At 69.0% G+C, this 26,342-nt stretch carries 20 protein-coding genes and 1 tRNA gene; 13 read left to right on the top strand and 8 right to left on the bottom strand.

The annotated features are described in order from the left end of the window. Positions 1-2 precede the first annotated feature (2 nt). Positions 3-2,846, top strand: coding sequence for an excinuclease ABC subunit UvrA (gene uvrA / locus VEL82_01745; protein ID HXW66594.1), 2,844 nt, complete (start codon positions 3-5; stop codon positions 2,844-2,846). After that, positions 2,843-4,567, top strand: coding sequence for an excinuclease ABC subunit UvrC (gene uvrC / locus VEL82_01740; GenBank protein ID HXW66593.1), 1,725 nt, complete (start codon positions 2,843-2,845; stop codon positions 4,565-4,567). Before uvrA ends, uvrC begins: the two co-directional genes overlap by 4 nt. Here uvrC and VEL82_01735 read toward each other — a convergent pair. Next, positions 4,482-6,080 (bottom strand): MFS transporter, encoded by a 1,599-nt coding sequence (locus VEL82_01735; GenBank protein HXW66592.1) that lies wholly within the window; start codon positions 6,078-6,080, stop codon positions 4,482-4,484. The two genes, uvrC and VEL82_01735, sit on opposite strands and share 86 nt — an antisense overlap. 126 nt (positions 6,081-6,206) lie before the next feature. Between VEL82_01735 and VEL82_01730 the strand changes: the two genes are divergently transcribed. Continuing rightward, positions 6,207-6,869 (top strand): TetR/AcrR family transcriptional regulator, encoded by a 663-nt coding sequence (locus VEL82_01730; GenBank protein ID HXW66591.1) that lies wholly within the window; start codon positions 6,207-6,209, stop codon positions 6,867-6,869. On the opposite strand, the gene VEL82_01725 is transcribed toward VEL82_01730, so the two are convergent. Beyond that, positions 6,832-7,590, bottom strand: a complete 759-nt coding sequence (locus tag VEL82_01725; protein HXW66590.1) for an archaeal proteasome endopeptidase complex subunit alpha — start codon at positions 7,588-7,590, stop codon at positions 6,832-6,834. The genes VEL82_01730 and VEL82_01725 overlap by 38 nt on opposite strands. A gap of 234 nt (positions 7,591-7,824) precedes the next feature. Between VEL82_01725 and VEL82_01720 the strand changes: the two genes are divergently transcribed. Next, positions 7,825-8,964, top strand: coding sequence for a radical SAM protein (locus VEL82_01720; protein HXW66589.1), 1,140 nt, complete (start codon positions 7,825-7,827; stop codon positions 8,962-8,964). 172 nt (positions 8,965-9,136) lie between these two features. On the opposite strand, the gene VEL82_01715 is transcribed toward VEL82_01720, so the two are convergent. Next, a complete protein-coding gene (locus VEL82_01715; protein ID HXW66588.1) occupies positions 9,137-10,030 on the bottom strand; it encodes a bifunctional 5,10-methylenetetrahydrofolate dehydrogenase/5,10-methenyltetrahydrofolate cyclohydrolase in 894 nt (297 codons plus the stop codon). A gap of 184 nt (positions 10,031-10,214) precedes the next feature. On the opposite strand from VEL82_01715, the gene lonB reads away from it, so the two are divergent. Genes lonB through VEL82_01700 form a run of 3 tightly spaced genes read left to right on the top strand, consistent with a single transcriptional unit; the run spans position 10,215 to position 13,043 of the window. After that, positions 10,215-12,248, top strand: coding sequence for an ATP-dependent protease LonB (lonB, locus tag VEL82_01710; protein HXW66587.1), 2,034 nt, complete (start codon positions 10,215-10,217; stop codon positions 12,246-12,248). Next, the gene (locus tag VEL82_01705; protein ID HXW66586.1) at positions 12,245-12,490 is read left to right on the top strand and encodes a hypothetical protein; all 246 of its coding nucleotides are present in this window, start codon (positions 12,245-12,247) and stop codon (positions 12,488-12,490) included. Before lonB ends, VEL82_01705 begins: the two co-directional genes overlap by 4 nt. Positions 12,491-12,503: 13 nt before the next feature. Beyond that, positions 12,504-13,043, top strand: a complete 540-nt coding sequence (locus VEL82_01700) for a nicotinamide-nucleotide adenylyltransferase (protein HXW66585.1) — start codon at positions 12,504-12,506, stop codon at positions 13,041-13,043. 196 nt (positions 13,044-13,239) lie between these two features. On the opposite strand, the gene VEL82_01695 is transcribed toward VEL82_01700, so the two are convergent. Further along, the gene (locus tag VEL82_01695) at positions 13,240-13,380 is read right to left on the bottom strand and encodes a hypothetical protein (GenBank protein HXW66584.1); all 141 of its coding nucleotides are present in this window, start codon (positions 13,378-13,380) and stop codon (positions 13,240-13,242) included. Between the two features lie 58 nt (positions 13,381-13,438). On the opposite strand from VEL82_01695, the gene VEL82_01690 reads away from it, so the two are divergent. Together VEL82_01690 and VEL82_01685 are read left to right on the top strand one after the other, a co-directional pair. Then, positions 13,439-13,511, top strand: a tRNA-Thr gene (locus VEL82_01690). Positions 13,512-13,720: 209 nt separating this feature from the next. Further along, entirely contained in the window at positions 13,721-15,706 is a 1,986-nt protein-coding gene (locus VEL82_01685; GenBank protein HXW66583.1) for an adenylate/guanylate cyclase domain-containing protein, read from the top strand. Positions 15,707-15,931: 225 nt separating this feature from the next. Here the strand turns inward: VEL82_01685 and VEL82_01680 are convergent, their stop codons facing one another. Beyond that, on the bottom strand, positions 15,932-17,062 hold the full coding sequence (locus VEL82_01680) for a hypothetical protein (GenBank protein HXW66582.1): 1,131 nt from the start codon (positions 17,060-17,062) through the stop codon (positions 15,932-15,934). 497 nt (positions 17,063-17,559) lie between these two features. Here VEL82_01680 and VEL82_01675 point away from each other — a divergent pair, with 497 nt between their 5' ends. From VEL82_01675 to VEL82_01665, 3 genes are all read left to right on the top strand, one after another. Next, a complete protein-coding gene (locus VEL82_01675; protein ID HXW66581.1) occupies positions 17,560-17,949 on the top strand; it encodes a PIN domain-containing protein in 390 nt (129 codons plus the stop codon). Between the two features lie 264 nt (positions 17,950-18,213). Continuing rightward, complete coding sequence (locus VEL82_01670) at positions 18,214-21,474, top strand: AAA family ATPase (protein ID HXW66580.1); 3,261 nt, start codon at positions 18,214-18,216, stop codon at positions 21,472-21,474. Positions 21,475-21,706: 232 nt separating this feature from the next. Then, a complete protein-coding gene (locus tag VEL82_01665; protein ID HXW66579.1) occupies positions 21,707-22,336 on the top strand; it encodes a dihydrofolate reductase family protein in 630 nt (209 codons plus the stop codon). A gap of 285 nt (positions 22,337-22,621) precedes the next feature. Here the strand turns inward: VEL82_01665 and VEL82_01660 are convergent, their stop codons facing one another. From VEL82_01660 to VEL82_01650, 3 genes are all read right to left on the bottom strand, one after another. Further along, positions 22,622-22,972 carry a hypothetical protein gene (locus VEL82_01660; GenBank protein HXW66578.1) on the bottom strand — a complete coding sequence of 117 codons (351 nt, stop codon included), beginning with the start codon at positions 22,970-22,972 and terminating at the stop codon, positions 22,622-22,624. 628 nt (positions 22,973-23,600) lie between these two features. Beyond that, positions 23,601-24,371: a helix-turn-helix domain-containing protein gene (locus tag VEL82_01655; GenBank protein HXW66577.1), complete on the bottom strand. Its 771-nt coding sequence runs from the start codon at positions 24,369-24,371 to the stop codon at positions 23,601-23,603. A gap of 123 nt (positions 24,372-24,494) precedes the next feature. Beyond that, positions 24,495-25,139, bottom strand: coding sequence for a hypothetical protein (locus VEL82_01650; GenBank protein ID HXW66576.1), 645 nt, complete (start codon positions 25,137-25,139; stop codon positions 24,495-24,497). Positions 25,140-25,657: 518 nt separating this feature from the next. Here VEL82_01650 and VEL82_01645 point away from each other — a divergent pair. Next, positions 25,658-26,332, top strand: coding sequence for a helix-turn-helix domain-containing protein (locus VEL82_01645; protein ID HXW66575.1), 675 nt, complete (start codon positions 25,658-25,660; stop codon positions 26,330-26,332). Positions 26,333-26,342 lie beyond the last annotated feature (10 nt).

The following is a 26,342-nucleotide window of genomic DNA, read 5'->3' as shown; positions in this document are numbered from 1 at the left end:
CGATGCTCGGACCGACCGGGGCGATCCGCATCCGCGGGGCCCGCCAGCACAACCTCAAGGACGTCTCCCTCGACCTGCCCCGCGGCAAGTTCGTCTGCATCACCGGAGTGAGCGGCTCGGGCAAGTCGTCGCTCGCCTTCGACACGCTCTACGCCGAGGGCCAGCGTCGGTACATCGAGAGCCTCTCCTCCTACGCCCGCCAGTTCCTCGGCCAGATGGACAAGCCCGACGTCGACTCGATCGAGGGCCTCTCTCCCGCGATCGCGATCGAGCAGCGGGCCGGCAGCCGCAACCCCCGCTCGACGGTCGGGACGGTGACCGAGATCTACGATTACCTTCGGCTCCTCTTCGCGCGGGTCGGCGTCCCGCACTGCCCGAACGACGGCCACGAGATCGCACCGCAGTCGGTCGACCGGATCGCGGGGAGCGTCGCGGCGCGCGCGGTAGGCGAGCGCATCGACCTGATCGCGCCGGTGGTGCGGTCGATGAAGGGCGAGCACAAGGAGGTGCTCGAGCGCCTGCGACGGGACGGCTACCGCCGGTTCGTGATCGATGGGGTCGAGGTGAAGCTGCCGGGCCCGGAGATCCGCCTCGAGAAGAACAAGAAGCACACGATCGAGGTGATCGTGGACGGCTTCGAGGTCGGGCCGTCCGAGGAGAGTCGCCTCGCGGAATCGGTCGCGCTCGCCCGGGAACTCGGCGACGGGCTCGTGATCGTCCGGCGCCCCGGCGGGGCCCGCGAGACATTCTCGAGCCGGCGGGCGTGCCCGGAGTGCGGGTTCTCGATCGAGGAGCTCACGCCGCGGATGTTCTCGTTCAACAACCCGTTCGGTGCCTGCCCCGAGTGCCTCGGCATCGGGGCGACCCTGCACGCCGACCCCGATCGGATCGTGCCGGACAAGGACAAGCCCCTCGCGCGCGCGATCGCGGTCTGGGGGCTCACGCCGGATCGCCGCGGCCTCGAGACGTTCGCCGGCCTTTTCGGCCATGACCTGAAGCGGCCGATCCGGGAGCTCTCGGAGAAGGGCTGGAAGGCTCTGATGTACGGCTCCGAGCGCAGCCTCGGCTGGACGAGCCGGGGCCCGGGCCATTGGTGGGGCACGGGCTGGCTGCGCGAGGGGCTCGTCGCGGCGGTCGAGCGGCGCTGGCGGACCACGAAGAGCGAGGGGGCGAAGGAGTACTACCTCGGGTTCCTCTCGTTCACCCCCTGCCGCCGGTGCGGCGGCCGCCGGCTCAAGCCGGAGAGCCTCGCGGTCACGGTCGAAGGTCGTTCGATCGCCGACGTCGCGTCGATGACGGTGCTCGACGCGGCGCGGCTGTTCCGCGACCTTCCCCTGAGCGAGCGCGACGAGCAGATCGTCGGCCAGGTCGTGAGGGAGATCCGCGCCCGGCTCGGGTTCCTCGAGAACGTGGGACTCACCTACCTCACGCTCGACCGCGGTTCGGGCACGCTCTCGGGCGGCGAGGCCGAGCGGATCGCGCTCGCGACCCAGATCGGCTCGGGGCTCGTCGGCGTCCTCTACATCCTCGACGAGCCGTCGATCGGTCTTCATCCCCGCGACCACGCGCGGCTGCTGGCGACGTTGAAGACGCTGCGGGACCTCGGCAACACCGTCCTCGTCGTGGAGCACGACGAAGCGACGATGCGGGCCGCCGACTGGCTCGTCGACCTCGGGCCCGGCGCGGGGATCCACGGCGGCGAGGTGCTCTACTCGGGCCCGCCGGATCGCATCGGGCTCGCAGCGCGCTCGCTGACCGCGCAGTTCCTCGCCGGCCGTCGGACGATCGCGGTGCCGGAGCGCCGAGCGAGCCCGACCGATCGCGCGCTGACGGTCTACGGTCCGCGCGAGCACAACTTAAAGGGCGACCCGATCCGCATCCCGCTCGGTCTCTTCGTCGCCCTGTCCGGCGTCTCGGGGAGCGGCAAGTCCACGGTGCTCGAGGAGATCGTCTACAAGGCGGTCCGGCGCCACCTCGGGCTCGGCCGCGAGAGCCCCGGCCGCCACGACTACATCGAAGGGATCGACGAGATCGACCGGGTCCTGCTCATCGACCAGTCCCCCATCGGCCGGACCCCGCGCAGCAATCCCGCGACCTACACGGGCGTCATGACGCCGATCCGCGAGCTGTTCGCGAGCCTGCCCGAGGCCACGGCCCGCGGCTTCGCGCCGGGACGGTTCAGCTTCAACGTCGCCGGTGGGCGCTGCGAGGCCTGCGAGGGCGACGGCGTCCTGCGATACGAGATGCACTTCCTCCCCGACGTCTACATCGCCTGCGAGGAGTGCGGCGGTCGGCGGTTCAACGAGGAGACTCTCCAGGTCACGTTCAAGGGCAAGACGATCGCCGACGTGCTCGCGATGACCGTGGACGAAGCGCTCCGGTTCTTCGAGCACCACCGGCGCATCGCCGCGCGCCTACGCCTGCTCGCGGAGGTGGGCCTCGGCTACATCCACCTCGGCCAGAGCGCGACGACCCTCTCGGGAGGGGAGGCCCAGCGGATCAAGATCGCCTACGAGCTCGCCAAGCCGCCGACCGGCAAGACCCTCTACCTGCTCGACGAACCGACGACCGGCCTGCACTTCGCCGACGTCGAACGCCTCCTCCAGGTCCTGTTCCGGCTGCGCTCGGGCGGCAACACGGTGGTCGTGATCGAGCACAACATGGAGGTCCTCAAGTCGGCCGACTGGCTCATCGACCTCGGACCGGAGGGCGGGGACGCCGGCGGCCGCGTCGTCGCGCAAGGGACGCCCGAGGCGGTCGCTCGCGCTCCCGGCTCGCACACCGGCCGATTCCTCATTCCGGCGCTCGGGGGCGCGGCACCGCTCGCCCGGGCGCGCGCCCGATGAGCGGGGGCGCGGGGCCGGCGCCCGGGGCGTTCGTCCCCGCGAGCCAGCTCGCCGCCGCGACGGGCGAGGGCTTCCGCCTCGGCCCGGACGCGCCGGGCGTCTACCTGTTCCGCTCGCCGCGCGGCGAGGTCGTCTACGTGGGGAAGGCACGGAGCCTGCGCCGGCGCGTGCTCGACCACCTGCGCGCCAAGATCGGGAAGGACGGCACGATCGTCGCCCAGAGCGCGAGCGTCGAGTTCGTGCCCACGTCGACCGAGCGGGAGGCGCTGCTCCTCGAGGCGAGCCTGATCAAGCAGTACCAGCCGCCGGAGAACGTCCTCCTCAAGGACGACCGCAGCTACCCGTACCTCGCGGTCACGGGCGCCGAGGAGTTCCCACGGATCGTCCTCGTGCGGCGCCCCCGCCGGGCGCCCGGCACGCTGCTCTTCGGTCCGTACACGAGCGCGCGGGAGGCCCGCAGCGTCGAGCGGCTGCTCGGCGATCTCTTCCGGCTGCGCCGGTGCGTGCGCCTGCCCCGCGCCGCCTGCCTGTACTACCACCTCGGCGTCTGCAGCGCCCCGTGCATCGGCGCGATCGACGCGGCGCACTACCGGGCGGACGTCGAGCGGGCGGTGCGGATCCTGCGCGGCCAGGCGCCGCTCGTCCGCTCCGAGGTCGAGGCCGAGATGCGCCGGGCGGCCGCCCGCGAGGAGTTCGAGCGTGCCGGCCTCCTGCGCGACGCGCTCGCCGGCCTCGGCGCCCTCCAGGAGCGCCAGTCGGTCGTCGGTCGCGGCACCGGGCGCGCCGACGTGCTCGCGCTCGCCTACCCGAACGACCCGGCGAGCCTGCGGGTCGCGCTCGGCCTGTTGCGCGTCGAGGACGGCGAGGTCCGCGGGACCGAGCCGCACCTGGTGGCGATCCCGGCCGACGACCTCCCCGAGCCCGGCGAGGTGCTGCGCCAGTTCCTGACCCAGTACTACGGCGCGCGGGTCGAGCTGCCCGAGCGCATCTACGTCGCGGGCGCGCGACCCGCCGGCATCGACGCGACGCTCGACGAGCTGTTCGGGACGCGGGGCGTCGAGGTCCACTTCCGGCCGACCGGCCGCTACGCCGCGCTCGGTCGGCTCGCCGAGCGCCTCGCGCGCGCGACGGTCGACCAGGTCGTCCCGCGCCCGGCGCCGCGCGAGGTGCTCGTCGCGCTGCAGAACCTCCTCGCCCTCCCGACGATCCCGAACCGGATCGAAGGGATCGACATCTCGATCTTCCAGGGCTTCGAGGGGGTCGGCTCGCTCGTCGTCTTCGACCGGGGGAGCCCGAAGCGATCGGAGTACCGGCGCTTCCGCATCCGCGGCGTGGAGGGCACGAACGACTTCGCGATGGTCGCCGAGGTCGTGCGCCGGCGCTACGCCCGCCGCCTGGCCGAGGCCGAGCCCCTGCCCGATCTCCTCCTCATCGACGGCGGCGCGGGCCAGCTGTCGGCCGCGGTCGACTCCCTGCGCTCCCTCGGGCTCGAGGAGCGGGTCCCCGCGATCGGTCTGGCGAAGCGGGAGGAGGAGGTCTACCGGACCGACCGGTCGTCGCCGATGAAGCCGAACCCGAACGCGCCGCCGATGCTCCTGCTGCGGGCGGTGCGGGACGAGGCGCACCGGTTCGCCGTCACCTACCACCGGACCCGCCGACGGATCCGGCTGCGGGAGGAGCTGGACGGAGCCCGGGTGCGCCCGGGTCCGGCCCCGGGCTAGTGGGGCGCGGCTCGGCGGCGACCCGTCCACCGATCAGCAGCGCGAGCCCGCCGGCGAGGAGCGTCAGGAGGGCCATCGCGAGGAAGACGAGGTCGTAGGCGGCGATGACCGCGCCGAGCGCCGCCCCCGGATCGGGCGCGGCCGGCCGCCCCTGGGCGGAGCGCCAGGTGATGAACACGGTGAGCAGCGAAAGCCCGACGGCGCCCCCGAGGCTCTGGAGGAAGCGCACGATCCCGACGCCGGCGCCGACCTCCGAGCGGGGCACCTCGTTCTGGATCGCGATCGTGACGCCGGCGAGGCCGATGCCCGCGCCGAAGCCGAGGACGATGAGGGGGAGGGCGAGGCCGCCCACGGGCAGGAAGCCGAACGAGAGCACCCACAGCGGGGTCGTCGCGCGTACCCCGTAGAGGAACAACCCGCCGGCGCCCCCGACCAGGAGCGCCGGCGCGAGGACGACGCGGTACGGCCATCGCGTGAGCAGGCCGCCGGCGGCCACCGCGCCGAGGATGAGCGGGATCGCGAAGAAGTAGATCACGTCGCGCACCAGGTCCGCGGCGTTCGGGTTCCCGGGCAGCAGGACGACACCGACGAACACCGAGAGCAGCGTGATCAGCGAGGTCAGGACGATGCCGTTGAGCAGGCTGATCGCCCCGGTCGCGGCGACGACCCGGCGACCGAGCAGCCGCAGGGGCACCAGCGGCTCGCTCTCCCCCAGCTCTCGGACGAGGAACGCGACGAACAGGACCGCGGCGGTCGAGAAGAGCCCCAGCGCGAGCGGCGCGCTCGCGGCCCAGGCCCCGTCCGAGATCTCCACGAGCGGGAGCATGAGCGCCGAGACCCAGCCGACGAGCAGCGCGGCCCCCGGCCCGTCGAAGCGCCCCGACGCTTCGGCCCGGAGCGGGCCGAGGACGAGCGCGAGCACGACCAGGGCGGCGACGCCGATCGGCAGGTTCACGTAGAACACCCAGCGCCAGCTCGTGACGTCGACGATGTAACTGCCGAGGAGCGGGCCCACCACGATCGAGATCCCGGCCGCGCCGGAGAGCAGGCCGGTCAGGCGGGTCCGCATCGCCGGTGGGAACAGGAGCGCGACCATCGCGATGCCGACCGGCAGGAAGGCGCCCGAGCCGAAGCCCTGGATCCCGCGGAACAGGATCAGCTGGTCCAGGCTCTGGCTGAGGCCGGCGAGCGCCGAGCCGCCGAGGAAGATCCCGAGCGCGAGGAGGAAGACGTTGCGCCGGCTGTAGAGATCGGAGAGCCGGGAGAACAGCGGGATCGCCACGGTCGAGGCGATCAGGTAGGCGCTCGCCACGAACGTGATCCCATCGGCCCCGTGGAGCGAGGCTGCGATCGTGGGGAGGGCCGTCGCGACCACGAGCGCGTCCAGGCCCGCGAGCAGGATCGCGAGGAAGATCCCGACGATCACCCCGATCGCCGCGGCCTCCGAGAGGTGCGCGGACGGCGGGACGGTCGTCGGAGCGAGGGGCGCCGGGGAGGGATCGAGGTCGGTCATGGTGCGCGTTCGGCCGCAGCCCCCGCGGGTGGGACAGATAAGTGACTATAAGTCAGTTTTCATACTAACGGTCATATTGTGGAACGGAAAGCCGGTTATACCGCGAGCGTCTTCCGGGCGCTGTCCATGCCCAAGGTCGTCCCCGGCTACAAGGCGGAAGCGCGGGCGCGGATCGCCAACGCCGCCGAGCGCCTGTTCTCGGAGAAGGGCTTCCGGGCCACGACCATGGACGACGTCGCGGCGCGGCTGGGAGTGAGCAAGGGGGCGCTCTACCTCTACTTCCCGAGCAAGGTCGACCTGCTGCGGGAGATCCAGGCCGGCAGTCGTCGCGTCGCTCGCAGCTGGATCGCCGATGCGCTCGCCCGCCCGGATCCGGTCGACGCCCTCGTCTCGGACTTCGAGCGGATGACACGGCGGATGCTCGAGCCGAAGGAGACCGCGCTCTGGTTCGAGATCCTGGCCGAGGCCGCCCACGATCCCGCGATCCGCTCCGCCCTGCGCTTCGACCACGACGAGGACCGCCGGATGATGCGGCGGTTCGTCGCCGAACTCGAGCGCCAGGGTCGTATCGCGTCCGACACGGATGCGGAGCTGCTGGCGTTCCTCGTCCTCGGCCTGTTCCGCGGCGCCGTCTGGGACCTGAGCGTCGGCTATTCGCCGACGACGACGGCGCGGCTCCTACGCGCGGCGATCCGCACGATCCTGCCGGCGCCGGGGGCGAGGTCGGGCGAGGCCCGGCCCCCGCGCGCGCCTAGCGGCCGTTCGCGCGCTTTTCCGGGGCCCCGATGAACGGCAGGCCCTGGACGCGGCGCGCGACCTCGGCGGTTGCGAGCCGCCGCAGCGCGCTCTCCGGTTCCAGGATCGCCGCGTCGAGCGCCTCGGGCTGGAACGGGGTCGGGGAGCCCTCGGCCACCGCCTGGACCGCGAGCTTGAACGCGGCCTCCTCGCCGAGCTTGTCGGTCACCTTCTCCTCGAGGTAGTCGGCGACGGCACGGCGGTTGCGGCCGATCGCGTAGGCCTTCCATCCGATCGTCGCCCCGCTCGGGTCGAGCTCGACGAGCCCAGGGGCGCCGTCGTTGAATCCGCCAAGGAGGAGCGACACGGCGAACGGACGGGTGCCGCCGAACTGGGTGAACTGCTGGAGCAGCGTGCCGAGCGCATGGCCGAGGAGCGGGTACGCGGCGGCCTCGCCGTAGGTGATGCGGTGCCGCTGGGCCTCGACGCGCAGGAACTCGACCAGCACGCGGGAGTCGGCGATCAGTCCGGCGGTCACGCATCCGAGACCGGCGTCGATCGCGAAGCTCTTCTCGATCGAGCCCGCGTCGGCGAGGGAGCTCACGGGAAGGTTGCGGTAGGCGACGAAGACGATGCCCGTGTCGTAGGTCACCGCGACCGCGGTGCCGCCCATCTGGATCGCCTGCAGCGCGTACTCCACCTGGAAGAGCCGTCCGTCTGGGGAGAAGACGGTGCTCGCGCGGTCGTACGCCATCTGGCCCGGTTGCATCTCCATCGCGCGTGCCCTCCGAGATCGCGGGCGCTCAGTCGGGCGGGGGATTTGAATCTAAGCCCCGACCCTTCCTCGGACCCACTTGGTGGCGTTCGGCCACCATGCGGCGCGGGGGTCCGGTCGACGACGAGGCGCGCCCGAGCGCCGGCCGCCCCCCCCCGAACGGGGCTCCGGCGGGGCCAGATCGCGGGGCTCGCGGCAACGCTTTTACCGAGGGCCGAGCGTTCGTTCGAACCGATGGTCCCCGACGGCCTCCAGCTATTGCCGATGGCCTCGAGCTACCGGGGCCCGCTCTCACCGGCCTGCGTCCAGTGCAGCGAAGGCCGCAAGATGGTGCTGTTCGTGACCGGGCTCTGTCGCTTTCGATGCTTCTACTGCCCGGTGTCGCCAACGCGCAACCAGCTCGACGTTGTCTATGCGAACGAGCGACGGGTGGAACGCGATGCCGATGTCCTGGAGGAGGCCCGGTCGATCGGGGCGGCGGGCACCGGGATCACGGGCGGCGACCCGCTCGGCGTCATCGACCGGGTCGAGCATTACGTTCGCCTCCTGAAGCAGGAGTTCGGCCCGGAGCACCATATCCATCTCTACACGCACGAACCCAACGCCGAGAAGCTCCAACGCCTCGCGGCGGCCGGCCTGGACGAGTTCCGACTGCACATCCCGCACTACCTGTGGGGACCGCTCGCGGCGTCGGGCGGCGCCTACCGGGACGTGCTCGCGGCGGCCCCCGCGTGGGGGGTCCGGCGAGGGGTCGAGATCCCGGTCTTGCCGGAAAAGGAGGTCGAGCTGCGTCGCCTATTGGTCGCGCTCGAGGGGATCGGCGTCGATTTCGTCAATCTCAACGAGCTCGAATTCTCGGAAACGAACGAGGAGAAGCTGCACGAGCGAGGGTATCGGCTCGACCCGCGCAACGGCTGGGGCGTCCGGGGGAGCCGGGCCCTGGCGGAGCGGATCGTGCGCGAGGCGCACGTGTCGATCCCGGTCCACTACTGCTCGTCGCGATTCAAGGACGGCGTGCAGCTGCGTCAGCGCCTGCTGCGTCGTGCCGAGCGTACCGCACCGCCGTTCGCCCAACGCACGTCCGACGGCACGATCGTGCTCGGGATCGTCGAGTCACCGCGTCCGGTCGACCTCCTCCGCTGGAGCCGCCGGGTCGCCGCGCGCGCCCGGCTGGCCCCCGCGGACTACCGCGTCGACCCCGCTCGACGGCGGGTCGAGCTCGCGCCGGAGCGCCTGCGCCGGGTCGCACGCCGCCTTCCCTGGCCCGCCTTCGAGATCGAGGTGTATCCGACTGCGGACGCGCTCGAGGTCGAGCGGAGCCCGCTCAACTGGTCGGCGCGGGCCATGACCGGGGCGGCGGCGGGCGGCGAGTAGCCCTCGTCGCACTCGTGGCCCCCCCACGTGAGGTAGCGTCGGTCCCCCCGGCGATGCTTGATCGAGCAGGGTCCCCAGCCAGAGTCCTCCGCCCCGTACCACATCGGGCAGTCGCGGCAGTGCAGCGGCGGCTTACGCGAGGGTCGGCGCGCGGGGCCGCTCGCCGGCGGGCTCATGCAAGGCCCCCGACCGAGGCGAGGAGGTCGCGCGCGCGGACGACCCCGTCCATGAGCTCGGCGACGGTGACGGGTCCCACCCCGCCCGGCACGGGCGTCAGTCCGCCCGCCCAGCCGTCGAGCGCCGCGGCGTCGGCGTCGCCAGCCGGCCGCGATCCCCCCGGAGCGTCGGGATCGGGGAGGCTCGAGAGCCCGACATCGATGACGTAGGCACCCTCGGGAACGTTCGATCGATCGAGCAGGCCCGGATGCCCCGCGCAGGAGAAGATCGTCAAAGCGCCCGCGAGGACGCTCTGCAGGTCCCGCGTGCGCGAGTGCGCGACCGTCACCGTGGCTCCGATGCCTCCATCGCGGCCGGTCAGCACGAGCGCGAGGGGCAGGCCGACCGTCTCGCTCCGTCCGATCACGACGACCCGCTCGGAGGCGAGGGGCACCTCGTAGTGCCGGGCGATCGCGATCGCGGCTCGGGCGACCGCGGGGACGTGAACGGGCCGTCCGCCCACCAGCCGCCCGAGACTAGCGGCCCCTACCCCGTCAACGTCCTTCTCCGGTCGCAGGGCCGCGAGCGCGGTGAGGAAGTCGAAGGGCGGCGGCAGCGGGTGCTCGACCAGCACCGCATGGACGCTCGGGTCCGCGTCGAGCGCGCGCAGTCGCGCGGTCAGCGCCTCGGGACCGTCGCCCGGGGCGAGCGCCGCGTCGCGGAACCGCACCCCCATCCCGGCCGCGACCTTGGCCTGGCGCGCCAGGTAGAACCGGAACGGGCTATCGACGCCTCGGTGCACGCTCACGAGCGAGGGAGGGGCCGCGCCCGGCGCGCCGCTCCCCAGTCGCCGGCGGACCGACGCGGCGATCTCCTCCGCGACCGGTTTCCCCTCGAGTCGTTCGGTCACGCCGCGCGCCCGCCCGCTGAGTTCGGCTCGATAGATAACGCCCGACCCTCGGGCGCCGGCGGGGTGGGGACGAGGTTTGCCGCCACGAGCGCTTACCGGGCCGTTTCGCTGCCCTAACGCATTTATAGACTCCGACGCATGGTTCCGATGGCGGACGGTCCGCTCGTCGGGCCGAGAAGCCGGCATGGCAGAAGGCGCGGATACCCCGTCGGCAGAAGCCGTGGAACCGACGCCGCCCAGCGACCTGGACGAGTGGGCGCGGGGCCTGCCCTACCAGTCGACGTCCCAGGTCGAGGTCCCGCCCCGCTTGCTGGACCAAGTGATCGGTCAGGACGAGGCCGTCGAGGTCGCCCGCAAGGCGGCGACCCAGAAGCGGCACATGATGCTGATCGGCGAGCCCGGGACGGGCAAGAGCATGCTCGCGCGGGCCATGGTCGATTTCCTGCCGAAGGAGCAGCTCCAGGACATCCTCGCCTACCCCAACAACGAGGACCCCAACGAACCGAAGATCCGGGTCGTCCCGTCGGGCAAGGGCAAGGAGATCGTCGCCGCCCAGAAGCTGGAGGCGGCCCAGAAGCGCGAGCAGCGCACGATCCTGTTCGTCGTGATCGCGCTCGTGGTCTTCGGGCTGACGCTCTACATCACGCTCGCGAGCCACCCGCCGGACTGGACGGCGCTGCTCTTCGGGATCCTGATCGTGCTGATCCTCTACGCGCTGATCCGCTTCTCCGGAAGTCGCAACGAGGCCGGCGCTGGCGTGGCCAAGCTGCTCGTCTCGCACACGCCGGACGAGAAGCCGCCGTTCGTCGACGCGACGGGCGCCCACGCGGGCGCGCTCCTGGGGGACGTCAAGCACGACCCGTTCCAGTCCGGTGGCCTCGAGACGCCGCCCCACGACCGGGTCGAGGTCGGCGCGATCCACCGCGCGAACGGCGGGGTGCTGTTCATCGACGAGATCAACCTGCTCAAGATCGAGAGCCAGCACTCGCTCCTGACCGCGCTGCAGGAGCGCAAGTTCCCGATCGTCGGGCAGTCCGAGCGCTCCGCGGGAGCGATGGTCAAGACCGAGCCGGTCCCGTCCGACTTCGTGCTGGTGGCGGCGGGCAACGTCGACAGCGTCCAGACGATGCACCCGGCGCTGCGCTCGCGCATCCGGGGCTACGGCTACGAACTCTACGTCAAGACGACGATGCCCGACACGCCGGAGAACCGGATGAAGATCGTCCGGTTCGTCGCACAGGAGATCGTGAAGGACAAGAAGATCCCCCACTTCGACATGGGGGCGGTCCTCGAGGTCGTGCGCGAGGCCCAGCGCCGCTCGGGTCGCTCCGGGCAGCTCACGCTGCGGCTGCGCGAGCTCGGCGGGCTCGTGCGCGTCGCCGGCGACATCGCTCTCAGCGAGGGCGTTCCGGTCGTGCGGGCCGAGCAGGTCGTCCGAGCCAAGCGAGCGAGCCGCTCGCTCGAGCAGCAGATCGCGGACCGCTACATCGAGCGGCGCAAGGAGTACCGCATGTTCTCGACCGAGGGCGCGGCGGTCGGGGTCGTCAACGGTCTCGCGGCGATCAACGCCCAGACCGGGATGGCCGAGTTCTCCGGGATCGTGCTGCCGATCGTCGCCGAGGTGACGCCCGCCCAGACGCGGGACGGCGGCGTCGTGGTGGCTACCGGCAAGCTGGGGGAGATCGCCCGGGAGGCGGTCCAGAACGTGAGCGCGCTCATCAAGAAGTACACGGGCGAGGACATCTCGCGCTACGACATCCACATCCAGTTCGTCGGGACGTCCGATGGCGTCGAGGGCGACAGCGCCTCGGTGTCGATCGCGACCGCGGTCATCAGCGCCCTCGAGGGCGTCCCCGTCGACCAGTCGGTCGCGATGACCGGATCGCTCAGCGTGCGCGGGCAGGTCCTGCCCGTGGGCGGCGTGACCGCGAAGGTCGAGGCGGCGGCCGACTCCGGCATCCGTCGTGTCCTCATCCCGGAGGACAACGTCGAGGACCTCGTGCTCGAGACGCGCTATCGCGGCGCGGTCGAGGTGATCCCGGTGCGGACGCTCCGGGACGTCCTGAAGTATGCGCTCGTCGGACAGGGCTCCCAGAAGGAGTCGCTGCTCGAGCGGCTGGCGGCGATGGTCCACGCGACGAGCCGGACCGCCGACGACACCGCGCCGCTGCCGGCGACCAGCGCGACCGCACCTCCGGGACGGCCGGCGGGGTCGTGAAGGGTCCGTATCGCGCGCCCGTGCACCCGCCGCTCGCTCCCCGGCCGCTGCCCGGCCCGTCGCCGGGCGAGGAGGAGGACGACGAGGACCGCTTCACGAACCGGCCCTGCTACGAGTTCAACAGCCAGCTGCGGCCGGCGTGGGACGACCGGCACTGCTCGCACTGTCGTCACTACCTCACCGCCCGCTGCCCGCACATCGACGAGTTCCTCGACGACGTCGAGGATTTGACCCCGGAGTGATATCGCGCCGCCCGTGCGCGGCCTGCTGGTCGGCCGATTCCAGCCGTTCCACTCCGGTCACCTCGCGGTGGTCCGCACGCTGCGGGCGGAGCACCCGTCGGACGAGCTGATCCTCGGGATCGGCAGCGCCCAGGCGTCGTTCACCTGGCGCGATCCGTTCACCGCGGGCGAGCGCCTCGAGATGGTCTCGGGGGCGCTCTCCGAGGCCGGGATCTCCGGCACGCTCGCCGTACCGATCCCCGACATCGACCGGCATGCCCTCTGGGTGCGCTACCTGGAGAGCCTGCTGCCGCGCTTCGAACGCGTCTACACGAACAACCCGCTCACCCAGCTGCTGTTCGATCAGGCCGGCTATCGGGTCGAGCGCCCCGCGCTCGTCGAACGGCAGCGATTCGAGGGCGCCCAGATCCGTGCCGAGCTCGCCGGTGACGGCGACTGGCGAGCCCGGGTCCCGGCCTCCGTGGCGAGCTACCTCGACCGCCTCCGCGCTCCCGCCCGACTCGCGATACTGCGCGAGGGAGCGGAGCGGTCGAGCGCGGAGGCTCGCCCGTGAGCGCCCCGACCCCGCCGGAGCCGCCCCGTCGCGGACGTCGATAGTTCGGGCGGACCGACGCGAAGGTCGTCGGGGCGGTGACCGACCGTTCGCCGCGTTCCGGCACCACCCGCGGTTCGTCCACGTCGCCTCGAGCCGCGGACGCGTCGGGCGCGCCGCGAGCGTCCCTCGACAGACCTCGCGCCGTCATCTCGCTTCAGACGAAATCGTCCGCGCGAGAACCGGCGATCGACTGGTGCGCCGGTCGCTCGGGCGATAGGACCCGGCCGTCCTTGTCCGGGACATCTCGGGCGCGCTCGAGGCGCTGGCGGGCGTCGGAATCGTGCGTGCCGTCCACGGCGCCTCGGGGCGGGTAGGCCAAGGTTATGCGGAAGAGGGCATCGCCGCTGACGGACGCCACTGTAGCTCAGTCGGCAGAGCGGCTGATTCGTAATCAGCAGGTCGGGGGTTCAAGTCCCTCCAGTGGCTGCTGAACCCCGTTGGCGAGGCACCGCTCGATCAATCGAGGGGGTGCGCGACGGCGTGACCGCCTCTGTCCTGAACATCCCCTTACACGCGGATCGAACTGGCAGGGGAGCACCAGTCCGGAGGGTGGTAAGGCGCGGTTTTCGGCTGAGAGCGCGGATGGAATGGCCCGATATCGGGGTTTTAATCTAACAGAGGCCGGTTCCGCCCCCGTGTCCTCGACCCGCCGCCTTGCCGCCATCATGTTCACCGACCTGCAAGGTTTTACCTCCGAGACCCAGCGAAACGAGGCGGAATCGCTCCGAATGTTGGAGGATCAGGCTCGATTGGTCGAGCCCGTGGTCGCCGCCTCCCGCGGGCGGCTGATCAAGACGATGGGGGACGGACTCCTCGTCGAGTTCTCCAACGCTCTCGATGCCGTCGAATGCTCGGTGTCGCTCCAACGGGCCATTCACGAGCGCAACTCGAGGGTTGACGGGCCACCCCTCCGGCTCCGGATCGGCCTCCATCTCGGGGACGTTCAGGAGCGTGGGGCCGACATCCTCGGGGACGCGGTCAACATCGCCTCCCGGATCGAGCACCTCGCGGAGACCGGGGGTGTGTGTACGTCGAGTCAGATCTACGACCAGGTCCGCAACAAGGTTCCGTACCAGTTCGAGCGCCTCGGACCTCGTCCGCTCAAAGGAGTGCTGGAACCGGTCGATACCTATCGGATTGTCCTGCCGTGGGTCAACTCGGCGCAGAGCGCCGCGGTCACCCATCCGCATCGGGTCGCCGTGCTCCCGTTCGCCAACATCAGCCCGGATCCGAGCGACGCGTACATCGCCGACGGAATGACCGAGGAGTTGATCGCCACGATGTCTCGGATCAGCGGATTGTCAGTGCTCGCACGGACGTCCGTGCAGAGGTACAGGGACGGGACTCGCAACGTCGAGGAGATCGCCCGGGAGCTCAAGGCCGGCACGATTCTGGAAGGGAGTGTCCGCAAGTCTCAGGACAAGATTCGAGTCACGGTCCAAGCCATCGACTCGGAGACCAGTTCCCATCTGTGGTCCGAGTCGTACGACCGGGAGATGAAGGACCTCTTCGCCATCGAGGCGGATATTGCCCAAACGGTGGCGGACGCCGTCAAGGTGAGACTTGCGTCGGGTGAACGCGCCAAGGTCCAGGCCGAGCCGACTCGCAACCCCGAAGCCCACGCGTTGTACCTCCGGGGAGTCGCGTACAACACGACCGATTACGGTCGCGAGTCGAGCCTCCTCAGCTCGATCAAGTGCTTCCGACGCGCCATCGAGATCGACCCGGCGTATGCGTCAGCGTACGCTTGGCTGGCCGACAGCTATCTGTCACTCTACCTGCTGGGAGCCCTTCCCGCGGAGACGGCGTGGGCCGAGGGGGAATCCGCGGCCACGAAGGCGCTGGAGCTCGACGCCTCGGATTCGGATGCCCATGCGGCTCTGCTCGCGCTCAAGTTCTACCAGGGAGACATGGTCGGGTCCGAACGGGAAGCGAGGACCGCTCTCGAGCTGAACCCCAACAACACCTACAACCACTCCTACTACGCGGGACTGCTCGCCACCACCGGTCGCGTCGAGGAGGCCCTAGTCCAGGCCCGGATCGCCCTCGAGCTCGCCCCCCTCGACCGTTTCGCGAACGAGATGCTCGTATGGGTTCTCAAGAACAACCGGCGCTTTGTCGAGGCAATCGCGGTCCTCCTCCGGATTCTGGAATTCGACCCGGCCCACATCGAGTTCCGAACGGGCCTCGGGGAGTGCTACATGGGAGTGTCGCAGGTCGCCGAGGCGGTTTCCGAATTTCGTAAAGCCGAAGAGATTCAGCGGACGGACCTGACCCGCTCGAACCTGGCATGGGCCCTGGCCCGGGCCGGGGAATCGACGGAGGCATCCCAGATCCTGGACGATTTGACGAGGCTCTCGGAGAGCCGGACCGTGGCCTACCACTGCGTGACGCAAGCTCAAGTCGCGCTCGGCCACCTCGATGCGGCGTACGCTCTCTGGGAGAAGGCCCTGGCTGAGAACAACCTCCGCCGACTCGAGTCGCTCTCCTTCTCCTTGAGAACGAGCTCGGCGTACGACGGCCTGCGGGCCGACCCCCGATTCATCATCCTTCTCCAACGCGTGGGGGCGGGGGCTCATCCATCGACTCTCACCTCAGAACACCTGACGGAATCGAGGTAGCCACGGGGCATCGGTCCGTGCCATTTCGCCCACCGTGAAATGCGCCGACATTCGACCGGCGACGTGGGGCGATCCGGGAGCCTGAACAGCTTGGGCCCGTCGTCCCCAGTTGGCTTGCCCTTGCGACCCTCCCTGCGGCTCGATGGGGGGCGATGGACCAGGCGAGATTCCTCGCCGGAAGCTCGTGGGTGAGAAATGGACCCGGGGCTGCGCGCGACCTCGACCTTACAGGATCCGCCCGGCTCGCACGATCGGCCGGTCGTCCAGGACGACGGTGCCCCCGGCGAGAGTGGCCTTAGGGTAGAGCGCGGATGGATAATCCGACGAGATCTGGCCTTGCCCAAGTTGAACCGATACCGCGGCCAGCTCAGAAAACTGGACGTTGGGTGCGCGGTGGATGGCCGGGTTCAAGCCGATCAGGAGCGACCCCGACCGCTCAGGGCCGCCGCGCGCGGAGGAAAAGTGACGGGAGAACCCCCGGCCTCCTCCTTCGAATCGCCGCTCCACCAGAGCGCCTCTACGGAAAGTCCAGCACGCGCCCTCAGTCTTGCCCCACCCGTAGTAGCTCGGTCGGTTCGATACCAATGTTCCGTTACCAGAATGCGGGGCGACCCTCACGGAGAGGACGCCCCAGGGGAGGTCGTTGAGCACCGTCGGGTCGCCCCACCCATGGGTCCGGGGCCGGACGTCGTCCCGCCCATGGACCCCCGCGAAGACGGACGGCCGGGCCCCGTTGAGTCGAAAGTCGAGCGACGTCCCGTTTGGGTGGCGGATAGAGAGTCGCCGTCCCTTCACCAACGAGTAGGAAAGTCTGGACGCGTCGCGGAGCATCGACCGGGGGTCCACCTGGTACGCCTGCATCAGTTCGCGGTGCCAGGTCGACCGTTTCACGTTCCATTTCCGAGCGTCGCCCCGGTCGGCGTAGGCGATGCTCAGCCGAGACCCACGCAATCCCGTCCGACGGGCGATCTCGTAGAACGGCTCTTGGTAGGCGACGAACGCCTTCCAGAACCTCGGAGACTTCCGAGCCTTCTGGAAGGACCGGTAGAGATCCTCCGGCCCCATGAAGTAGACGTAGGCGTCGGCGGCTTCGAGAGCTGCCCGCTCGATCGCCCCGGCGTTTCCGAAGTAGCGAGGGCTCCCCCGTCGGAACTCCGACCAGAAGGCATCCCGGTCCTGGTACTGAACGTACGGTTGAGCGCCGAGCTGGCAGACCTCGTCGACGAACGCCGAGGCAAACGGAAGGTTGTGATCCCAGACCTCGATGAGGACATTCTCGCCGCGCTTGACGTTGAGACAGCGGCGGAGGATGTTCCGGGCGGCCGCCCGTTCGATCCTGGAGGCGTGCCGCGCCACGTTCGGGAGACAGAACCCCCTGGCCTTTAAGGGGGCAGGAACGCCCGCTCGACGGGGTCGACCATTTCTGAACGGGATCCCGATTTCGCGATCGCGCGCCGGGCCGGCTGTAGTCAGTCAGGTCGGGAATCACGCCCCCACGGACGGAGCTTGAACCCTGAATTCAGGTCCCTCCCGTGGCTGCCTATCTCCATAAACTGACCACAATACATTTAAGTGAACTGACCATCGCACGGTCGGGGCGCCATGGCGGTAAAGACCATCACGATCACAGTCGAGGCGTATAACGCCCTGAGCCGAGCAAAGCATCCCCATGAGAGTTTCAGCGAGACGGTCCGCCGGCTGGCGGAACATTCGGTTCCCCTCTCCGAGTTCGCCGGCGCCTGGGAAGGAGCTCCGAAGGATCGACTACAGGAGATTGAGCGGTTCCTCGAGGCCTCAGGGCGGCTCGGCTGGTCGCAGCTGAAGCGTCGAGCGGGCAGGAAGCCAGCGGCGTAATGGTCTCTCTCGATTCGACCTTCGTCATCGACCTCCTGAAGCGGCGAGCATCCGCGGTCGAGATGGCCGCCGCATTCGACCGCGAGGGGACTCAAGTGAGCATCTCTCCGCCGGCTGGGGTCGAGGTGCTCTCGGGCGGTCAGCGACTCGGAGGTGCGTACCTACAACGAGTTCGCGATTTGCTGGCCTCCCTCCCTCTCTTGCCCTTCGATCAGGACGCCATCGACACGATCGCTCACATCGCCGCCGACCTTATGTCTCGAGGCGAACGCCTTTCGGAGGGGGATCTCTTCATCGCGGGAATCTCGATGCGGCATGGCGAAGAGGTCGTCACCCGGGATCGAGCTTTCGGACGAGTTCGGGGCCTTTCGGTCCGGTTCTACGAATGACCCGGGCGAGAACGTGGACTTGAACTCTTGGTTCAGGTCCTCCCGGAGGCTGCTTTACCTCGAACTTGTGTCCATTCTCTCAAAGGAGTCGACCGTGGCGTGACGAAAGCCCATAGCTAGGGTGTGAACTAATCCTTCGGTGCGAAGAGATCACGGCGCCGAGGACAGGCCGAGTCCACGAGGAAAGCGCCCCGAGACCTCCACTCCGCCGGCTCGTCTCCGGGTCGCCGGGCTCTTAAGATAGGTGAAGAAGTTGCGCGGTCCATGGACGACGGCGGCCGTCACCTCTCTGCGGTGATGCTCACCGACATCGTGGGTTACACGTCCCTCACCCAACGGGACGAGGCCGCCGCCCTGCGTCTCCTGGAGGAGCATCGCCGGATCGTCCGTCCGCTCCTGCGTGACCACGCCGGGCGCGAGGTCAAGACCATCGGAGACGCCTTTCTCGTAGAATTCGCGAATGCGCTCGACGCCATCCGGTGCGCGATCACGATTCAGAAATCGCTGCACGAACGCAACTCAAAAATCTCGAGCTCGAAGATCGAGCTTCGGATCGGCCTGCACGTCGGCGACGTGGTCCAGCAGAGCGGCGATATCTACGGCGACGCGGTGAACATCGTCTCGCGCGTCGAACCGATGGCTGAGCCCGGTGGGATCTGCGTCTCGGGGGCGCTTTATGACCAGATCCGTAACAAGGTCGACGTGAGCCTGGTTCCACTCGGTGCCCCGGCCCTGAAGAACGTCGAGTTTCCGGTGCCCCTGTATCGGGTGGAGCTCCCGTGGATGGTCACGTCGCTCGCCTCGAAGACGCCTTGGGTCGACCGGCCGATCGAGCAACAGAGCCTCAATCAAGCACTCGACCGGGCGGCGAAGGGAGAAGGTTCGGTCATCGTCATCCTCGGAGAATCCGGGGTGGGAAAGACCCGTCTCGCAGAGGAGACGATTCAGTCGGCGGAGCGATCCGGATTTCGGGTTCTGAGGGGGCGCGCCTTTCCGGGGGAACTCGCGACGCCCTACGCGCATTGGGCCGAGATGGTCCGAGAACTCCTGGACGACGCACCTCCCGCGCTGCTCCAGAGGGTCGGGTGGTCGGTCGCGGGTGAGGTGGCGAAGATTACGCCGGCCTTCGCGCAAAAGGTCGGTGCGCCGGCGTCGCACACCGCTCCCACCGATCCGGAGAGCGCTCGGGCCCGGTTCTACGAGGCGGTTACGGAGTTCTTCGTCAACCTGTCGCAGGATGCTCCGCTCCTTCTCTTCTTCGATGACCTACAGTGGGCCGACGCCACCTCCGTGCATTTGCTCGAGTTCGTGGTCCGGTCGGTGGCTAACCATCGCATGCTGCTGCTAGCGACCTCTCAGGAGCCGGAAGCGGGCGGGGACTCGACGCTCTCCGAAGTGTACCGGTACCTAGGCAAGAACCGGCTGCTGACAATCGTTCCGCTTCGCCGGATGGACCAGGCCGCAGTCGGCGCGCTGATCCAGAAGACCTTCGGAGGGGGCGAGATTTCCCAGGAGTTCTCCGCGCTAGTTCATGAACGGACCGGTGGCAACCCGTTCTTCGTCGAAGAGGTCCTCCGTTCCCTCGTCGAGGAAGGGTCGATCTACCGAACTCCTGACGGCGTTTGGGAGCGGAAGGAAATTCAGGAAATCGGGATCCCGAAGACCGTCCGGGAAGTCGTCAAGCAGCGGGTGAACCGCCTGGACGAACCTACCCAGTCGACGCTCCGCATCGCGGCAGTTCTCGGCGTTGAGTTTCCATTCGAGCTCTTAGGCGAGGTCGCCCAGATCGACGAGGAACGCTTGATCGAGCAGCTGGAGCGCTTGGTTCGCGCGGGCCTGCTGGAGGAGTCATCTCGCCCAACGCGCCTGCTGTCCTACCACTTCCCCGACCCTCAGATTCGCCAGGTGCTTTACGGCGAGATGCTCTCCCCCCGCCGCGTACGGTATCATCGCAAGGCGGCCGAGGCTCTCGAGAGGATCGCGGGAAAGCGTCGGGAGGAGTTTGCGGGAGATCTCGCCGTGCACTTCCGGGAAGGTCACGACGTCGCCAAGGCTCGGGAGTATGCGACCCTCGCGGCGGAGCGATGGGTCAAGGTCTATGGGTTCGATGATGCCGAGCGCCAGTATCGGACGGCCCTCGAGCTCGAGGAAGAAGCGCCGGATGAAAAAGCGCGTGCGCAGATCCTGGACGGGTTGGGACGTGTCCACTACACCCTCGGCCGCTTGGATAGCGCGATCACCGAGTGGGAGAAGGCGATCCAGCTCTATGAGAGGGCCGGCGACCTGCAGAGGGCCGGGGGGCTCTGCTCCTGGCTGTCGGACGTCTACCGGCTGCATCCCGAACTCGCCCCGGACCGTCCCCAACTCGTCGACGAGATACTCGAGAAGGGCCGATCCCTTCTTGTACGGCTTCCACCGAGCCCCGAGCTTGTCCGGGTCTACGACACGTATGGCACTCGACTCGCCGAGCTGAATCGGCCCGCCGAAGCCCGCTCGATGGCCGAAAAGGGCATCGAGGTCGCCCGGTCAATCGGGGATCGGGACGCAGAAATGGCGGTCCAGGGATCGCTCTACCAACTCCTTCCGCTGACCGAGAAAGATAGGATGTTCGACATACTGAACGAAGGGATTCAGTACTTTTCTCAACCGGGTAAGGAGGTCCCGGATCAACTCTTTTCCAGCTTGAGCAACCTGAGTTTTGAGCGTCTCACTACCGCCAACGATGTCGCGGATTCTCTTCGCCTCGCGGACGAGGCCATTCGGGTGGCCCAGAAGGCTCGCAATCGCGGATGGGAAGTCCTTGGCCGGTGCCGAAGGGCCATGGCGCTTCTGTGGAGAGGGGACGTCCAGCGAGCCGAGGAGGAGCTCCAGGAAGCCCGTGAACTGCGCGACTTGGCTCCAGGATCGTACGACAATCGAATCGAGCGGTACTCCGGTAGTCTCGCGATAGCTCGGGGACAGCTAGAGCGAGCGGCGCGCCATTTCGCTCAGGCCGGTGTGTCGGAAGGCAGTAGTCTCTTCCGATATGTGGTCACCGACATCGCGGAGCTGCATCGGCAACGGGGTGAGTTGACCGAGGCGATTCGCCTGCTCCGGGAAGCGATCCGCCAAGAGAGGATCCCGTTAGCCGAAGTACCGGCAAATTCCGCTTTTCATTATCTTCGTGTCCGTGCGGCGCTTCTCGATGCGCTCTTCCAGCAGACCGCTGAGCTGCGGGGGGCGGAGGAAATCGAGAAGCTCGCGGGTGAGCTCCACCGGGCCGCGACCGGTGTGAAGAGCCCCATCGGTCTTGGATTCGACCTTAGGGTACGCGCCCAGCTCGCCATGCAGGAAGGACGTACTGCCGACGCTGCCACTCTGCTCGGGGAAGCAGTCGATTGGTTGCGAAAGTCGGGAAACGCCTCCGAACTCGCGCGCGGTCTCCACCTACTGGGGAACGCTAGACGAAACGCGGGTCAACTCGAACCGGCCGAGGCGAGCGAGAGGGAGTCGGCAGAGATTTTCGCCCGGCTTCATCAGTCCTAGGAGCGAGGTCCGGCCCTCGAGGATCTTGCAATACAGCCGAGGGCGATTCCAAGCGTAACGCCGTGCCAGAGGGTCCCTCCGCTAAGGGGACTCAAGTGGCTCTCGTTGATTGGAAGCGAGGCCCTTGGCGGGCCCCCAATTCCTCGCCTCGGACCTTGAGTTTCGCCGGCTACGGGGGCGGTCGAGTGCGCCCGCGCGAGGGTATATACCCGATCTGCCGGTCGCCGCCGGCATGGCGACGCGAAAGGTGCTAGCGGTGATGCAGATGACCATTGACGGGGTCGCCGAATGGCCCGCCAACGGCGACAAGAGTGATCCGGATGATTCAGATTACTGGGAAACTCTGCACGCCCGTTACTGGGATTCGGTCGACACCCTGCTGCTCGGCCGGCACACCTACCAGAAGTGGTCGAGCTTCTGGCCCGGCGTCCGGAAGAGCCAAGACGCGGGAAAGTACCCTCGCAAATTTTCAGAGTTCGCGGACCGCGCGCAGAAGATCGTATTTTCCCGAACGTTGGACTCTGCTCCCTGGGAAAAGTCCCGTGTGATACGAGGGGAGATCTCGACGGAGATGAATCGACTGAAATCGCATCCCGGTGGGGACATGCTGCTCGGGGGTGGTCCGCGACTCTTTCAGGAGTTTCTGCGTCAGGGACTGGTCGATGAGCTCCGTTTGGCGGTATTTCCCAGCGTGCTCGGACGAGGGAAGCCCTTGTTCGATGTCGAGAGGTTACCGGACAACCCCGATGATTTCATTCCTATGGGCAGCCCACTGAGGCACGATTTCAGCCTCGTGGAAGCACGGCCCTTCCAACGGGGTGGAGGCGCCGTCTTCCTGCACTACGAGCGCGCGACGAAGTGACACCCCAACCGAGCGACCCGGGCTCGTGCCGAACGCGGTCCGGACCTTCCTGACCCGGGTGGGTCGCCAGTCGGACCTTCGAGCTCGCCTCCAGGGCGAGGACTTGAACCCCCAGTTCAGGTCCGTCCAGCGGCGGCTCTCTCTCGGAACACGCGACGAGCGCTTGGTCGAGCTCGCCACGGATCGGCAAGGATCCGTCGCGGGAGTGCGAACCACTGCTCCGGGTCGAAGAGGTCCCGCCGTCGAGGAGCTGCCGGGTCGGGGACGAACGCGCGATCCGGTGCATTATGCCCAGCCCCAATGCGAGAGATCGGGGTTCGTGCCCGCGATTACCCCGACCTGGCTCGGTACGGCACGGCCCTCCCGCACGAGAGAGGCGAGGCAGGTCAAGCGGGAAAGTCCCTCGGCGATGATGTAGGGACCGCGGTTCGATTCGGCCACCAGGATGGGCAGTCCCCGAGACCGGGTCACCCGGAAATGGGACCGTAGGGCGGCGTAGCCCGCGTCGAAGTCGGGAATCGGCCGCGTCCCCCGGTCGGTTTCCCGGGCGAAGTCCGTCAGTCGCCGTGTCGGGGCCCGCTCTACAAAGTCCTTTTCCGAGATGACTCGAAGTCGACTGAGATGTGCGATCGACATGCGGCCGAACTGCCATGTCGTCGATCCCGAGAGGAGAAAGCCGACGAATCGGCCGCGGTGCGCGAGCAACGCTTGCCGCGCTCGCTCTAGATCCTCCTCGCGGGCCGCTTTCGATGAGCTAGAACGAAGTCGCTGGACGGTCGCCGGGTCCAGGATCGACTCAAGGCGTGGTCGCCAACGAGGGCTATCCAGCTCGGCAACCACGAAACTCCAAACGATGTCGTCCGAGAGCGCAGGCTTCGTCAACACGATTCCTCGGTGCTCCGGCATGGTTCCCAGCGGATCCGACCCAACCTCTCGGGCCTTCGAAACGGACGGCCCGACTTCGTGTTGGATATTTTGGTCCACCGACCGGGAGCGGGTCCGGCCCTTCCGTTTCCCGACGCCGCAGGGGCGAAGGGTTCCACCGGTTCCGAATCGGACCGGGCGGCCAATTGCTGAAGCGAGGTGGCCCCTCGTTCCGGTCCCTCCCATGGCTCCGGGCAAGGGGCTCGCGTGGGCGGAACAGCCGCCTCGAGCTGGCGATTCCCCGTCCGGTCTATCGCGGGTGGCGACAGCGCCGTCGCGACCCTTCCACCGCGGGTGCGCAGATGCTCCACGCCGAGACCCGCTGGCCGCGAGTTGGGGCTCACCGGGTCGTCCGTACCGACGGGCGCGGCCGGGCGCGGGCCCGTGGTCGGCGCTCCTCGCCGTGGCGGGTGCCGTGGGTCCTCGCGGTCCCCCGTAGCGGTTCCCGAAGAGCCGTCCCGAGCAGCTTGCGCTCGATCGTCGCGAGTGCCCCGGAGACGGCGGCCCTGCCCTCTCCGCAAGCGCGCGCCAGCTCAACGAGCGTGATCGGCTGCGGCACGGCGAAGTAGCCGGCGACGATGGCCCGGTGGAGCAGGGCGAGCTGGCTCGCCGAGAGCCGCGCAAGGTGGTCCCTGAGCGGCGGCGTGCGAGTCCAGCTGATGCGCGTTCCGGGGTCGACATCGCGCGCGAAGCGAACGAGTGTCGCGAAGTCCGGGACACGCGCGGCCACCTCCCACCGTGCGTAACCGGCCTGGATGCGGATCGGGAACGGGAGCGGCAGTCCGAGCCGCCGATACAGTTCGATGATGGGTGGAGCACGGAACTTCACGCGGTAGAGCGAACCTTCGCCGATCTCGGCCAGGCTCTCGACCCGCACGACGTCCGGGAAGCTCGCGATCTCGCGAACCCAGACTCCCGCCGGGCGGCCCCGGATCCAGTGATCGGCCACCATGACCGACCGGCCCGCGTCGCCCCGGGCCAGAACCTCGATCGGATGCGAGGGATGGCGCCGGGAGAACGGCCCGGTCCACGTCCGATCCGGCAGTCGGACCGTCAGCGTGGCAAGCAGCAACCGCTCCGGCTCCGCCCGCCCTTCGGAAGGGACCGCCATCCCCCCGATGCCCGGGGGAAGCGGAGTCTCGCACGAGGAGCGGGTACGCCCCCGGGCACCCTGGACCCCTGCCGTCCGAGCGGGCGGAGAACCCCTCATCGGTCACTCCACGGCGATGGGCTCCTATCGGATCGCGCGCCGGAACGTCTCCCGAAGGAACGGGAGGTCGGAGAGCAGGAGGCCGGCGGCGGCCGTCGGCCACTCGTCCACCGTACCCTTCTCGACATGGATCCGCGCCTGGGCCCACCGCTCGGCGGACGGGCCCTCGACCCGGAGGACATGGGTGAACGGCGTGCGAGACGGAGCGTGGCCCCCGCTGTAGCCGACGAAGACCGAGCATCGCATCCAGGCGAACGCCGCGAGGATCGGGGCGAGGGCCGCATCCGCGATCGCCCCCGAGATCCGGTCGACGTCCGCGACCGCCAACAGGATCGGCTCGCCCGAGCTGGGCGTGGAACCGATGATCTCCTGGATCGTCGGCGGCAGCCGAAGAAAGTCCGCGAGCCGGGCGAGGAGCGTCGGCGGCTCGTCCTCCCGGACGAGGTGGAAGATCGCGGCGTTCGCCCGGGGGTTGTCGGGCGAAAGGCCATGGCTCGGATCGACCCGCCAGACGCGTCGCTCCTCCAGCCATCCCAGGTGAACCGGGTCGAAGCGGTCGCGTGCCTCCTCCTCGGGCCGTATCTCGAGCCACTGGAAGCGCGGGTTCGCCCTCTCGGCGAGCGCGTAGAGCACCAGATTGACGACCGGCCGGCTGGTCCCGTGGACCAAGACCGCCCCGGGCGGAGGAAACGCACCCGACTCCGGACCCGATCGGCCGGCGGCGTCGGGCGGGGAGGGGAGGAATTCCTCTGCGGGCCGGGAACCCGCGGTCGCGGGCGCGGAGCGAATCGATCTCCGGGCGCTCGGCCGACCTCCCCCGAGCGTCGAGGGACCGGGTGACCCTCGGGCGGGGACGCGACGATCGATGGGTTCGGGCATGGTGCGTTTCGCTCGGTCCAGCGATCTTCGACAGCATAGGCTCGTGCCGAACTCCTTCGTCCCACCGAACGGGTTCGGTCCGCCGGGCGACGGGTGCGCGCTACCGTTCGCCTCGCGCGAACGACGCGCACCCGTCGCCGGCGCAGGGTATATCCCTGCGGGGCGGCATGCCGGCCACCGGCCCTCCGGGCGTCGAGGGCCGTCGACCGGAGGGTGCCCGGGATCGGAGGATGGTTCGGCGAGGAGCGCGCGCTCCGGTCCGTTCCCCTTCCCCCCGCTCTTCCGACGAACGATTCCGCGGGCTGCGCTTGCGCGAGGAGGAGGGGACCCCGCCGCGGATCCTCGTCGCCACGCTGCGTGTCCGCATCCCGCCGGCGATCTGGACCGGCCCATTCTCCACCCGTCACCCCTCGCTGCGGCTCGAGGTGCTCAACCGGACCGACGTCAGCGCGGACATCTCGGTCTCGGACTACTGGATCGGTGGAGGCGTTCCCGGGGAGTGGACCGAGGAGATCGGTGGCTTCGCGGACGTCGTTCGGGCGGAGCCCCTCGCGGCGGTCGGAGGCGGATGCCTCTACCGAATCAAGTACCGGAACCCCCCCGTGATCTACCTTTACCGGCGGCTCCGACTCCCGCTCCAGTTCCCGCTCCGCATCCAGGCCGGGGTCCTGACCTGGGAGATCGTCAGCCGGTTCGCGGAGTTCCGGCGCATCCTGGAGCACGCTCGCGCGGCCGACGCGGGAGTTCAGGTGGCGTCACTGCGTCGCGGTCCCCTTCGCAGCCACCTTCCGATGCTGACGGACGCACAGCAGGCCCTGCTGACGCAGGCCATGACGGCCGGCTACTTCGCTGTCCCGCGAGGGATCACGCTCACGGAGCTCTCGCGCAAGCTGAACCGGAGCAAGTCCGCGGTCTCCGAGGGGATCGCGATCATCGAGAAGAAGCTCGTAGAGAGCGTGTTGAGCGCCGGGTCCCTCGCCTAGCGCCGCGCAA

The organism is Thermoplasmata archaeon, from assembly GCA_035622275.1.
Taxonomy (GTDB): Archaea; Thermoplasmatota; Thermoplasmata; order Lutacidiplasmatales; family UBA184; genus Lutacidiplasma.
The sequence above is the reverse complement of the archived record's forward strand: the minus strand, read 5'-3'. Positions and strand labels throughout refer to the sequence as shown.